Origin of the sequence: Actinomadura hibisca NBRC 15177, from assembly GCF_001552635.1 — a bacterium.
In the GTDB taxonomy this organism is placed as follows: domain Bacteria; phylum Actinomycetota; class Actinomycetes; order Streptosporangiales; family Streptosporangiaceae; genus Spirillospora; species Spirillospora hibisca.
Genome location: NZ_BCRO01000043.1, coordinates 99,644 through 112,449 on the forward strand (window position 1 = coordinate 99,644; position 12,806 = coordinate 112,449).

Genomic DNA, 12,806 nt, shown 5'->3' on the forward strand with positions numbered 1-12,806 from the left:
TAGGGCGCTTTTGCCAATATTTGTCGCGGAAGGCGCGGGCGGAACGGTTGAATCGGCGGGACCCGTCCGCGACCCGTGGAGCTGACCGACATGGCCGTGTTCGGCGTGGACTACGCCTGGGGACGTCCCGGCCCGGCCGCGCTCAAGCGCGCCGGAGTCAAGTTCGTCTGCCGCTACCTCTCCCACGACACCACCGGCAAGAACCTGACCAGGGCCGAGGCCGAGCAGCTGTCGGACGCCGGGCTGTGGCTGGTGGTGGTGTGGGAGACGACCGCCAGCCGCGCGCTGTCGGGCCGGGCGGGCGGCGTCGCCGACGCGCGCGACGCCGACCGGCAGGCCCGCGCGCTCGGGATGCCGTCCGGGCGGCCCGTCTACTTCGCCGTCGACTTCGACGCCACGTCCGGGCAGCAGGCCGCCATCAGCGCCTACCTGGACGGCGCGGCCAGCGTGATCGGCCGGGCGCGCGTCGGGCTGTACGGCGGGTACGGGCCGGTGAAGCGCGCGCTGGACGCGGGCAAGGCCGCCTGGGCGTGGCAGACCTACGCGTGGTCGGGCGGCCGCTGGGACCAGCGCGCCCAGTTGCAGCAGTACTCCAACGACCACGTCATCAACGGCGTGGGCGTGGACTACGACCGCGCCGTCGCGGCCGACTACGGGCAGTGGCGCGTGGGCGTCGCGCCGGGAGGAGACGAGGACGTGCCCGACTACGTCTCGGTGGGGGCCACCGCCGAACAGCCGCTGCCGCCGGGGGTGTGGACCACCGTCACCTGGGACGTCGAGTACGCCGACGCGACCGGCCAGCATCCCGACCGGGGCGGCGCGGACGTGCTGGGCGGCCCGGCGCACTACTCGCTGACGGCGTCGGTGCGGCTGCGCGGCGTCCCGGCGGGCACGCGCGTGCAGGCCCGCGCGATCGAGGCCGACCCCGCCGACGCGGCGAAGTTCGACACCGGGGCGGTGCAGGACTTCGCGTCGGCGGGCGAGGAGACGAACGTGCTGTACGGGGTGGCGGCCGACAACGTCGGTAAGGACCGGCGGGTGCGTTTCCAGGTCGTGCAGCACGGCACGGCTCCGGCGCGCATCGCGGGCGGCACGGCCAAGCTGCTCTTCTGGCGGAGTTGAGGCGCGGCGTCAGATATCGTCGTCGCGCTCGGCGACGACGCGGGCGGCATTGTGCACGACGCGCGTCTGCGTCTCGATGTGCTCCAGGATGCGGCGCTGCCGTTCGCGCAGGTCACGGAAGGCCCAGACGGCCGCCAGCGCGGCCCCGGCCAGCGCCGCGGCGAGCGCGGCGCGCACCGCCGGGGCGGGGGCGAGGACGGCGACCGCGGCGGCCCCCGCGCAGGCCGCCGCGGTGCCGAGCGCCCACCGGACACGGGCCGCGCGTGCGCGCATCGCTGACACTCCTTCGCCCCGGGGAGCGGAGCTCCTGACCTGGTCCGGCCACCCCAGTCTGCGCCTCTGTCAAGGCCGCAACAACCGGTCAGATCTGGAAATCTTTTCAGATTGCGAGAATCCCAACCCCTTGTGAGAATTCCCTTTCCGGGTGAGAATCTCAGCGCCCGTCCGGTTCCCCGTACAGCGCACGCAGAAAGGCCAGCGCCATGCGCCGCTTGTCGCCGGCGTCGGTGCGCAGGTCGGCGAAGTAGGCGTTCAGCTCCTCCAGCTCGCGCAGCGCCTCGCCCAGCGGGGCCGCGCCCGCCGGCTCCCGGCCCTCGCCCACCCGCACCAGATCGCCCGCGCGCCATTGCAGGGCCGCCTCGACCGCGGCGCGGGTGCGCGCCTGCGGCCAGCGCTCGCCGGTCTCCAGGTTGTAGATCGTCTTGACCGTCACCCCGGCGCGCTCGGCCAGCCGCTCCTGGGTGAGGCCGAGCGAGCCGCGCCGCGCCACCACGTACTTGGCGACCCGCTCCCGGTCCAGCTCTCCGGCCATGTGCTCAGCATGACGGAAACATTAAGGAACATCCAGTAACCGCCAGTTGAATATTTCCTACGAGCCGGTTTCCGGTTATTACCAGACAGTCCTTGTTTTCTTACCGGTAGGTTCCTACGCTGGACCGCGGGGCACCGATCCCCGGGCCCCGACACGAAGGGGCGGAACCGTGATTGAGGAAGGACCGATCACCGTCGAGCTGGCCCTGGCCGAACTGCGCCGCGGCGTCGACGTCCGGCTGGCGAACCTGGAGGGCCAGCTCGCGCTGCTGTTCCAGCGCAACGAACTGCACGAACGCCAGATGGCCGACCAGACGCGCCTGGTCGCCGAGCTGGAGGACCGGCTCAGCGCCAGCGAGCGCGAGCAGGTGACCCGCGGCCACCTGGACAACCGTTTCCGGCACACCGTCTCGCTGCTGTCGATGCTGGCCGCCGCCGCGTCGGTGGCGGTCGCCCTGTTCGCCACCGTCCTGGGGCCCTGACCCCGGTCCGGTACGGACCGGTTTGGCCGAGATCGGCAGCACAGGTTTGACGATCTCCACGGTCGAGCATGGAGTCGGGCAGGCGGCACCGCGGCCCGTTGCCGCGTGCCTCCTGCCCCCTCAGCGCAGCGCCGCGCTCGGATCTCGTTCGGGGAGCTGATCAGCGTGGCCATCGACGGCGGGCCGGGCGGCCCCGCGGCCGGAACGGCGGCCGAGTGGCCGCTGGACCTCGACGTGGGCGCCCTTCTGGAGAGCGGCTGGCGGCCCACGCCGTTCCGGCAGTTCATCCTGAAGGTGCACAGCCGCTGCAACCTGGCCTGCGACTACTGCTACATGTACGAGATGGCCGACCAGGGCTGGCGGCGGCAGCCCCGGCGCATGTCCCGGCCGATCGTGGAGCGGGCCGCGCGGCGCGTCGCCGAGCACGTCCGCGCGCACGGCCTGACCGGGATCGACGTCATCCTGCACGGCGGCGAACCGCTGCTGGCGGGCGTCGAGCACCTGCGCCACACGTTGACGACCCTGCGCGCCGAACTGCCCGCCGACGTCGCCTGCCGTACCCGGGTGCAGACCAACGGCACGCTGCTCGGCCCGGCCTTCCTGCGCCTGTTCGAGGAGTTCGACGTGCAGGTCGGCGTCAGCCTCGACGGCGACGCCACGGGGCACGACCGGCACCGGCGGCACGCCGACGACCGGGGCAGCCACGCCGAGGTGCGGGCCGGACTGCAACGGTTGACCGAGCCGCGCTACCGCCACCTGTTCGACGGTCTGCTGTGCACCATCGACCTGCGCAACGACCCGATCGCCACCTACGAAGCGCTGCTGGAGTCCGGGCCGCCCACCGTCGACTTCCACCTGCCCTATGGCTCCTGGGACGAACCGCCCCCGGGCCGCGTGCCCGGCGACCCGGCCGCACCCTACGGCGAGTGGCTGGTGGCGGTGTTCGACCGCTGGTACGGCGCGCCGGTCCAGGAGACGCGGGTGCGCCTGTTCGGCGAGATCATGCGGCTGGTGCTGGGCCGCCCGTCGCGGACCGAGGCGGTAGGGCTGTCGCCCGCCGCGATGGTGGTCGTGGAGACCAACGGGGCGCTGGAGCAGGTGGACACGCTCAAGTCCGCCTACGAGGGGGCCTCCGCGACCCCGCTGCACGTGCTGCGCGACCCGTTCGACGCCGCGCTGCTGCTGCCGCCGGTGGCGGCCCGCCAGATCGGCGACCGCGCGCTGGCCGACCAGTGCAAAACCTGCACGGTCGGCCGGATCTGCGGCGGCGGCCACTACCCGAGCCGCTACCGGGCGGGCAGCGGCTTCCGCAACCCCTCGGTGTTCTGCCCGGACCTGTTCCGGCTCATCACCCACATCCGCCAGGTGGTGGCCCGGGACGTCGTCGCGATGCGGAAAGGCGGGCGATGAGCCTGAGACGGCACACCCTTTCGGACAAGCTGTTCTTCGAACTGGCGGCGGGAGGAGGCGGGCCCGCCGCCGCCGAGTTCCTGCGGGCCGCGCAGTACAGCAAGCACCTGCTGCTGATCCGCGGCGTGCGCGACGCCGCCGCTGGCCATCCGGAGGCGGCGCGGACGGCCGAGGCGTTCGAGCTACTGGCGCGCATCCAGCAAGCCGACGGCCGCGCCGTAGACGCAGTGCTGCGCCATCCAACCGTCGGAGTGTGGGCACGCCGCACCGTGCTGGCGCTGGAGGGAAAACGCACCGCCCCCGCCCGCCCAGAAGGATTAACAGCGCTAGCAGCGGCAGCCGCAATCCGCGCCGGATTCCCCACCGAAACCGAAATCCCAGCCTACGACGGCATAGTGCGCCTGCCGTCCCTGGGCCGAGCCGTCTTCAACACAACCGCCGACCGCGCACTAATACGCACCGGCCCCGAACCAGCGACCGTGACGCTAGGCGAAACCACAGTCGCCCTCCCCGCGAACCCCCACCAGGACGCCCCCGGCTGGGAGGGCCTGCGCCGACTCATCGCCGAACACCAGGGCCGCCGCATCGACCTGCTCCTCGACGACCAGGACCCCGACCGGATGCCCGGCTCCCCCGTCATCGCCCACCGCCTCTCCCCCGCCGAGGTCGCGCGCTGGCAGGAGCACCTGCACGCCGCGTGGGAGATGCTCGTCCGCCAGCACTGGACCATCGCCGAAGAAACGGCCGGAACGTTGCGGACGCTGACCCCGCTGCCCGCGCCGCGCGGCGGCCAGACCAGCGCGACCGCCCCGCACTGCTTCGGCGGCATCGGCCTGTCGGAGCCACCCAACCCGCACTCGATGGCCGTGACGTTCGCGCACGAGGTGCAGCACACGAAACTGACCGCCCTGCTGGACCTGGAGCGCCTGACCAACCCCGACGACGGCACGCGCTACTACGCCCCTTGGCGCGACGACCCGCGCCCGGCCGCCGGACTGCTGCAAGGCGTGTACGCGCACCTGGGCATCGCGGGCTTCTGGCGGCGGCAGCGACAGCACGAGAGCGGCGATCAGGCAACGCGGGCGCACACGTCGTTCGCCCGCTGGCGCGACGCCGCCGCCGGAGGCGCCCGCACGCTGCTGGAAAGCGCCGCGCTGACCCCGCCGGGCGAACGCTTCGTCCTCGAACTGACCCGCACCCTGGACGACTGGCGCACCGAACCGGTCCCACACGAGGCCGCCGCACAGGCCGCCGCCCAGAACGCCCAACACCGAACAGACTGGCAACACCGCAACGGCCCGGTGCGGTAGCCGGGCTCAGATCGGGGAGGGGTCGAAGTCGGCGTCCAGGTGCCTGCCTTCGAGGAACACCTGGGCGTCGCGGTGGGACAGGCCCAGCGTGGCCGTGTAGAGCGCCTCGGTCTCGGCGCGCAGTTCCGCCGCCTCCTTGGCCTCGCCGACGCGGGGCAGCTCGGCCGACAGGTTGGCCGCGCACGCCAGCGTCATCGGGTGCCGATCGCCCAGCGCCTCGCGCAGCCGCCGCAGCGTGCCGCGTCCGAGCGCGACCGCGTCCTCGACCTCGCCCAGTTCCGCGAGGTCGCTGGCCAGGTTGGTGGCGACCGCCAGCGAGTAGTGGTGGTCGCGGGTGAGCTTCTTCTCCAGCCCCTTCAGCGCCTCCTCGTTCTGGACGCGGGCCTTGGCGACGTCGCCCTGCACCCGGTACAGGATCGCCACGTTGCCCGCGCAGCCGTACTGGTAGGGGTGGTCGGGGCCGTAGATGCGGGGGTAGCGGTGCAGGGTGTCGCTGGCGAGCTTGAACGCCTCGTCGATCTCGCCCATGGAGCGCAGCACGTTGGACAGGCAGATCGCGGCGGCGAGGGTGTCGGGGTTGTCGAGCCCGAACAGCCGGACGCAGCGCGCGTGCACGTCCAGCGCCAGCTCGTGCGCCTCCTCGTACTCGCCCGACCGCAGCCGCGCGATGGCGAGGTCCTTGGCGGTGCGCAGCGTCCAGGGGTGCTCGACGCCGAGCTGCTCGACGCTGTAGGCGTGCGCGTCGTCGCCGATGTCGCAGGCGTCGGAGTAGTCGCCGCACAGGCGCACCACGCGGGCGAGGCCACTCCAGAACGCCATGGTGGTGATCTTGTTGTGGTCCAGGCCGAGCAGCTGGAGCTGCTTGAACGCGCGTTCGTGGAGGCGGCGCGAGGTGCGGTAGTCGCTGATGAAGCCGTGGTCGAGCGCCAGGCCGTTCACCACGCGCAACGTTCGGATGTGCTCTGCGCCCAGCAGCGCTTCGTGCATCCGCAACGTCTCCTCGTCGTACCCGAGCGCCTGGGCGAACTCCCCGTGGGCACGCAGGTCGGCGCCGATGCTGTTACGCAGGACCAGCACCTCGTCCTGGTCGGGCTCCGGCAGCCGGGACATCGTGTCCAGCGTCTTCCGGTCGAGTTCGTAGGCGTCGCCGTACCGGCCCATCTCGCGCAGCAGGTTGGCGCTCAGGCGCTGCACCTTGAGGACGTCGACGCTCTCGCCGCCGGAGTCGGCCGCCCACCGCTCGCTCAGGAGCTGCGCGTACCGGCGGGTCGAGCGGTAGTTGCCGGAGGCGAACAGGTACTCCAGCGTGCGCAGCGCGAAGGCCCGCACGTCGGCCCGCCGGTTGTGGTGCACCTCGCCGGGGATCACGTGCGCCAGCAGCTCGCTGTAGCGCACCCAGGTCTCGGGGTCGGGGGGCGACTCCGGCGCGGCGGCCGCGAGCAGCGTGTGCACCTCCTCACGGATCCGCGCGCGGGTCGGATCGTCGAGCGCCTCGCGCAGCAGCGCCTGGATCAGCCGGTGGACCTGGACGGTGCGGCTGCCCTTGTCGATGCGCACCAGCGCGTACCGGCCCAGGCGGCTGAGGGCCGCGCTGAGCCGGATCGGGTCGGACAACAACTGCGCCATCTCGGGCCGCACGTGCTCGTCGGCGGTGGGAGCGAACACGTCGCGCGGGATCGGCTCGGGACCGAAGAAGGCGCACGAGCGCAGCAGCTCGATCGCCTCGGGCATGTGGGCCTGCAACGTGGCGACCGACAGGTCCCAGGCCGCGGTCATGGAGCGGGGGTACTCGGTCGGCCGGCCCTCGTCCAGGATCTGCCGGGTGCGCTCCGACAGCAGCCGCAGGTACTCCTCCACCGACATGCCGGTCTCGGCCTGGAGCGCGCCGGCCTGCTCCAGCGCCAGCGGCAGGTCGCCCAGCGCCTCGGCCAGGCGGTCGGCGTCCTGCTCGCCGATGGTCTGGCGGACCCGCTTGCGGAGGAACTCCACGCTCTCGGCGCGCGGGAACACGTCCACCTGGACGGTCTCGACCACGCCCTCCCAGCGGTGGTTGCGCGAGGTGATCAGCACGTGCCCGGGGCCGCGCGGCAGGATGTCGTTGATGTCCTCGGGCTCGTCGGCGTTGTCGAAGATCAGCAGCCAGCGCCGGTAGGGGTCGCCCCGGCGCAGGGCGTCCAGCACGTTCTCGGCCGCCTCCTCGATGCCGGTCATCGCCGGGCTCGGCAGTCCCAGGCGCGGCGCGAGCTGCGCCAGCGTGGACTGCACCAGGGCGGGCTGGTCGGCGGGGATCCACCAGACCAGGTCGTACTCGCCCCGGTAGCGGTGGGCGTACTCCACCGCCATCTGCGTCTTGCCGACGCCGCCCAGGCCGTGCAGCGCGTGCGGGGTGTGCGAGACCACGGCGGTGGGCCGGTCGGCGACGCCGCCGCGCAGGCTGGCCAGCAGGTCCACGCGGCCGGTGAAGTTCTTGTTGCGCGGTGGCACCCGGCCCCAGACCTGGGGGATGTGCTGCGCCGACGAACCCATGCCGCCCGATACCGAATCCGTCACGCGCTCCGCCTCCGCGTTCGCCCGATGTTCGCCCGATCCGCGGCAGGCCGCGCCGGTCCGGGACGCGCCTCAGCACCCGGCGCACCGGATCGGCCGTGCCATGGAAGCCATTGCAGGACATCGACGATAACGCCGGTTCCACCCCCGCCGATAGTGAGCGGACCGCCCCGGAAAATATCGATCATGACTATCCCTTTTTCGGCTTGCCCGAAAAAGGGAGAGCCGCTCTCCCATGGGACCGCTTCCGGCGTTTCCCTCGCCGTCTCCGCGCATGCGTGATATACCGCCGACGGAAAGGACCGCGGGCGAACCAGCAACGGCACGCGTCCCCTTCCCGGACTTGCCAACCGGCGACAACGGAAGAGACCATTGCGGTCAGTTCATCGCGCGACGGGAGTCGGCATGCCAGAGCAGACGATGCCCCAGCAGAGCGGGATCGTGGACGTTTCCGACCTCTCCCTCCAGGTCCTGGACGAGCTGGACGGGTCGGCGATCATGCACGCGCTGCGCGACGTGCTCGACCCCGGCCAGGCCGACACCGAGGTGGTCGCCGGTTTCGAGAGCGGAGCGTTCAGTGACGGCCGCATTCGGCCGGGACCGTCGGTCGCGACATGACCGGAAAGAGGGCAGGATGGTCGTCCGGAGAACGGCGGCGCGCGTTCTGATCACGGGCGGCCCGAGGAACGATCACCACCGCGCCCCGCACCCGTTCCGGACCAACGACAAAAGCCATTTCGGGTGACCGAGAGCCGTCCATGACCTCAGCCTTCGCAGACCATCGGCAACGGCCGCATCCCTTCGTCGGCACGCGCCCTTTCGGCGCGCGCGACGAGGCCCGTTTCTTCGGCCGCGACGACGAGACCGCGAAGCTCGCCGAGCTGTGGCAGGCCCACCGCGTCACGGTCCTGCACGGCGAGGCCGGGGTCGGCAAGACCTCGCTGCTGCGCGCGGGCGTCATCCCCCGGATGCGCTCCGGCGGCCTGCGCGTGCTGCCGCCGGGAGAGGCGTCGGCCGCCTGTCCCCTGGCGATGCTCCCCAAGCAGAACCCCTACGTGTTCAGCCTGCTGTCGTCCTGGGCGCCCGACGAATCCCCGGCGCGGCTGGCGGGCTGGTCCGTCGGCACCTTCCTGCACGGCCGCGAGGGCGCCGACCGGTACGGCGCGCCGGCCCTGATGCTCGCCTCCATCGACCAGGCCGAACGCCTGCTGCGCGGCTCGGGGCCGCTGCGCCAGTGCCGGCACCGCTTCATCGAGGACGTGCTGACCGTCCTCGCCCAGCGCCCCCGCGTCCACCTGCTGGTGAGCGTGCGCTCGGAGTACCTGGACGACGTCCGGCGCGTCCTCAAGCGCCTCAAGGACGTCTCCTACGCCGAGCTGCCGCTGGAGCCGCCGTCCGCGTCGGCCGCCGTGGAGATCGTCGCCCGGTCGCTGGGCCGCTCCGGACGCCGCTTCGACGAGCGCGGCGTCCACCGCCTGGTCGGCGCGCTCGCCCCGCTCCCCTCGGCCCCCGTCGACCCGGTGCTCCTCCAGGCGGTGGCCGCCGCCGTCTGGAACCGGTGGGACGAGCCCGCCGAACCCGCCGACGGCGTCGACCCCGCGCTGCGCGGCTTCTGCGCCGACGCCCTGGCCACCACCGCCGCCGAATACGGCGTGCCGCCCGACGACCTGGACGGCTGGACGCGCGGCCTCCCCGACCGCGTCCCCGCCCCGGACGAGGGCCGCCGGGTCACCGGCACCGTCGCGCACGCCCTGGAGGACCGCTACCTGATCCGCAGGCCGCGCCGCGACGGCGACGGACTGTTCGAGCTGCGCCATCCCCGCCTCGCCGCCGTCCAGCGACGGCTGGACACCGGCCAGTGGCCGCGCACCGCGATCCCGGCGACCGACGCCGTGCGCGCCGCGGCCGCCGTGCTGGCCGAGGGCGACACCGACCTGGCGCACCGGCTGGCCGAGCGCGCCGCGCGCCTGCCCGACGCCCGGGGCCGCGTCCGCGCCGAGATCGAGACGCTGTTCGGCGACATCGCCTACCGCCGCCGCCGACACGGGGACGCGCTCCGGCACTTCTCCGCCGCCGCCGCCCTGTTCGACGCGCTGCCCGACCGCGCCCGCGTCGGCCTGCTGCTGGCGGCGGCCGGGTGGGCGGCGCTGGCGCTGGGCCGTCCCGACGAGGCGGTGTCGTGGATGCACCGGGCCGCCGACCGCGACCCGCACAACGACACCGTGCAGACCTGGCTCGGCACGATCCTGGGCGAGGCGGGGCACCGGCAGGCCGCGCTGACCGTGCTGGACGGCGCGGTCCGCCGCGCCGACGACCCGTCCGAGGCCAAGCGGGCGCGCGCCGAGATCCTGGCCGAGGTCGGCGCCGAGCGCGGCGACCGCCGCTCGGCCGAGCGGGCCGTCCGCGAGTTCGCGCTGCTGGACGAGGGCCGGATCCCGCCGTCCGCGCAGGCCGCCTACGCGCTGGCGCAGGCGGTCGCGGGCGACGCCGAGGCCGCCCGGCGCGAGTTCAAGGCGGCGGTGACCCGCGAGCCCGACAGCGGCGAGGTGCTGTTCCGGGGCGCCCGCACGCACCGCCAGCTCGGCGAGCCGGGCGAGGCGGCGGGCCTGGCGACGCGCGCGGTGACCGCCGACGACCCGCCGCTGCCGCCGCACCGCCGGGAGGACGCGCGGCGGTTGCTGGAGGAACTGCCGGCCCGGGAGCGGCACGGGTGACCACGGCCGTCGTCGCGGTGCTGGTCAGCCTGATCACCACCGTGGGCACCATCACCGCGGCCCAGCTCGCCGTGTCGGCCGAGCGCTGGCGCGTCCGCAACGAGCGGGAGCGGGCCGCCGCCGAGCAGGCCGCCCAGCGGCACCGCGAACGCCACCAGCGCCTCGCCGACGGGCTCGCCGCGGCGCAGGGCGAGGTGATCGACTTCGGCATCGTCGCCCGAGCCCTGCTGGAGTCCCGGCGCGACGGGCTCGCGCCGCTGGACGGCCAGACCCGCTCCGACCTGCTGAACCGGGCGCGCACCGGCTACGGCACGGCCTCGACGACGATCGCGCGGCTGCGCGCGGCCGGACCGCCGTCCGCGCGGGAGGCGATCGACGCCCTGGACGCCACCGCAGGCCGACTTTTCGGATACATCGGGGCGGTGTCGGTCCGCGACATCGACCCGGCCAGCGCGGAACAAGAGCTGCGGGCCGCCCTGCGCACCGTGGAGGACGCCCTGCACGAGGGACTCCACGAGGAGCCGCCGCCGACCGAACCGGAGATCGCGCCGACGCCGCGCCGGGCACTGCCATGGCGGCGCCCGGCGGACCCGCGCTGATCTTCACACCGTGGGCAGTGAAGTCGCCGCCGCGCCCGGCGGGCCGGGCGGCGGCGACCGGGGACAGCGGCCCGGCGGCCGGAACCGCCACGATTCCCGGTGTTCGCATCGTGGACTCCACGGGGTGGCGAGGGGCCCAGGAGACCCAACGGCCGCTCGACCGCCGTCGCTCGCGCTCCGTTCCGGAAGAGCACGCTGGCGTGGATCCGCCGGTGGATGAACCGTCAGCCGATCGGCACGGGGCCGCGCGAGCAGGGCGAGCACCGAGGACGCGAGCAGCACCACCATGAGCGGCACCGCCGTCGCGGCCCGCCGCGCTCCCGTGGGGAACCGCGTCCCCGCCCAGCACAGGCCGATCTCCAGCCGGCGCGCGGTCGTCCACAGCGCGACGGCCGACCGGCGTCCCACGGCCCACACCCGCGCCCGCGCCGCGAGCACCGGCCACCGCGCCGTCCGGACCGTCAGCACCGCCGCCAGCACCGCCACCACCGCCGCCAGCACCCCCGGCGCGTGCCGCACCCCCGCCATGGCGATCAGGTAACCGCTGAACATCGCGCCGAGCGGGATCGTGCCCCCGGTGAAGAACCGGTTGGCGCTCATCACCCGGGCCAGCAGGCGGCGCGGCACCTCGGTGGTCTGCACGACGGCCAGGGCGACGTTCATGTGCGCGCCGACGAAGCTGATGCCGCCCCACACCACGGGCAGCGCCGCCAGCAGCAGCGCCGGGCCGACCGCGTGGTCCAGCGCCACCAGCAGGAGCAGCAGCGCCAGCCAGCCCCACACGCAGATCATGATCATCCGAGCGGGTCCCCCGGCCCGCCGCAACAGCCGGGGCGCCACCAGCGACCCCAGCAGCCCGCCCATGCCCGAGGCCGCGAACAGCACGCCGATCGCGGCGCTGGGCAGGTGTTGCGCCTTGGCCAGCACCATCAGCAGCAGCCCCAGCGTCTGGAACAGGAAGTTGGTGACGGCGCAGACGACCATGACGCGGCGCAGGAAGCGGTGCCGCCACAGGAAGGCCATGCCCTCCCCCAGCTCCCGCGTCAGCCCGGCGAACCCCGCCAGCCCGGCGGGTCCGGGCCGGGCGGGCTGGAAGGCGCGGGTGCGCATCCGGACCACCGACAGGACCGCGACGAGCGCGGCCAACGCGTCCACCAGGAACGGCAGCCCGCGCGCCACCCCGAACAGCAGCCCCCCGACCGGCCGCCCGACGAGGTCGGCCGCGTGCACCCCGGCCTCGTTGCGGGCCATGGCACGCGACAGTTGGCCGCGCGGCACCAGCGAGGGCACCACCGTCGTCTCGGCGGTGTTGTAGAAGGTGATGCAGACGCCCTGCACCGCCGCGCACAGCAGCAGCAACACCGGCGGGGCGTCCAGCAGCAGGACCGCGCCCATCAGGGCGGGCACCGCCAGGGCCCGCACGAGCTGGCTACCGATCATGATGCGGCGCCGGTCCAGCCGGTCGATGAGCACGCCGACGGGCAGCAGCAGCAGGATGCGCGGCAGGGTGGCGGCGGCGGTGACCCATCCCGCGAACACCGCCGACCCGGTGACGGCCAGCGCCAGGAGCGGCGCGGCGAACACGGTCCCGGTCGCCCCGAACTGGGAGAGGGCGGTACCGCGCCACAACCGGGTGAAGTCCGGCGGCAGCGACCCCGCCGGAGCGTCCATGGGTCGGACGCGGACCATGGACCGGCCACCTTTCCCAGTGCGGAACCTCTTAGACGCGATGGCGACACCGGAGGTTGACCCCGGCTGCTCCCACGCCTGCTCGCCACGTTGGGTAACGCTGACCCGGGTAGGCCGCAGCGT

The 12,806-nt window shown here is 73.7% G+C and carries 11 protein-coding genes; 7 read left to right on the top strand and 4 right to left on the bottom strand.

Going from position 1 to position 12,806, the window contains the following annotated elements; translation table 11 throughout:
• The first annotated feature begins 75 nt into the window (after positions 1-75).
• Positions 76-1,122: a DUF1906 domain-containing protein gene (locus AH6_RS21440; protein ID WP_067482586.1), complete on the top strand. Its 1,047-nt coding sequence runs from the start codon at positions 76-78 to the stop codon at positions 1,120-1,122.
• 9 nt (positions 1,123-1,131) lie between these two features.
• Here AH6_RS21440 and AH6_RS21445 read toward each other — a convergent pair whose 3' ends face one another.
• Together AH6_RS21445 and AH6_RS21450 are read right to left on the bottom strand one after the other, a co-directional pair.
• On the bottom strand, positions 1,132-1,395 hold the full coding sequence (locus AH6_RS21445) for a hypothetical protein (protein ID WP_067482588.1): 264 nt from the start codon (positions 1,393-1,395) through the stop codon (positions 1,132-1,134).
• Between the two features lie 160 nt (positions 1,396-1,555).
• On the bottom strand, positions 1,556-1,933 hold the full coding sequence (locus AH6_RS21450; RefSeq protein WP_067482590.1) for a helix-turn-helix domain-containing protein: 378 nt from the start codon (positions 1,931-1,933) through the stop codon (positions 1,556-1,558).
• 169 nt (positions 1,934-2,102) lie between these two features.
• Here AH6_RS21450 and AH6_RS21455 point away from each other — a divergent pair, with 169 nt between their 5' ends.
• The 3 genes from AH6_RS21455 (at position 2,103) to AH6_RS21465 (ending at position 5,134) form a co-directional block, all read left to right on the top strand.
• A complete protein-coding gene (locus tag AH6_RS21455) occupies positions 2,103-2,414 on the top strand; it encodes a hypothetical protein (protein ID WP_067482592.1) in 312 nt (103 codons plus the stop codon).
• Positions 2,415-2,579: 165 nt separating this feature from the next.
• Positions 2,580-3,824: an FxsB family cyclophane-forming radical SAM/SPASM peptide maturase gene (locus AH6_RS21460; RefSeq protein ID WP_307190393.1), complete on the top strand. Its 1,245-nt coding sequence runs from the start codon at positions 2,580-2,582 to the stop codon at positions 3,822-3,824.
• Positions 3,821-5,134 (top strand): HEXXH motif domain-containing protein, encoded by a 1,314-nt coding sequence (locus AH6_RS21465; protein WP_067482594.1) that lies wholly within the window; start codon positions 3,821-3,823, stop codon positions 5,132-5,134. Before AH6_RS21460 ends, AH6_RS21465 begins: the two co-directional genes overlap by 4 nt.
• Positions 5,135-5,140: 6 nt before the next feature.
• On the opposite strand, the gene fxsT is transcribed toward AH6_RS21465, so the two are convergent.
• Positions 5,141-7,684, bottom strand: a complete 2,544-nt coding sequence (fxsT, locus tag AH6_RS21470) for an FxSxx-COOH system tetratricopeptide repeat protein (RefSeq protein ID WP_245679402.1) — start codon at positions 7,682-7,684, stop codon at positions 5,141-5,143.
• Positions 7,685-8,086: 402 nt separating this feature from the next.
• Between fxsT and fxsA the strand changes: the two genes are divergently transcribed.
• The 3 genes from fxsA to AH6_RS21485 all read left to right on the top strand — a co-directional run bounded on the left by fxsA (position 8,087) and on the right by AH6_RS21485 (position 10,994).
• A complete protein-coding gene (gene fxsA, locus AH6_RS21475; protein ID WP_067482598.1) occupies positions 8,087-8,299 on the top strand; it encodes an FxSxx-COOH cyclophane-containing RiPP peptide in 213 nt (70 codons plus the stop codon).
• Between the two features lie 140 nt (positions 8,300-8,439).
• Positions 8,440-10,395 carry a tetratricopeptide repeat protein gene (locus tag AH6_RS21480; RefSeq protein ID WP_067482600.1) on the top strand — a complete coding sequence of 652 codons (1,956 nt, stop codon included), beginning with the start codon at positions 8,440-8,442 and terminating at the stop codon, positions 10,393-10,395.
• The gene (locus AH6_RS21485; RefSeq protein WP_067482602.1) at positions 10,392-10,994 is read left to right on the top strand and encodes a hypothetical protein; all 603 of its coding nucleotides are present in this window, start codon (positions 10,392-10,394) and stop codon (positions 10,992-10,994) included. Before AH6_RS21480 ends, AH6_RS21485 begins: the two co-directional genes overlap by 4 nt.
• A 3-nt stretch (positions 10,995-10,997) precedes the next feature.
• On the opposite strand, the gene AH6_RS21490 is transcribed toward AH6_RS21485, so the two are convergent.
• Positions 10,998-12,683 (bottom strand): MFS transporter, encoded by a 1,686-nt coding sequence (locus AH6_RS21490; RefSeq protein ID WP_083983303.1) that lies wholly within the window; start codon positions 12,681-12,683, stop codon positions 10,998-11,000.
• Positions 12,684-12,806: the final 123 nt, after the last annotated feature.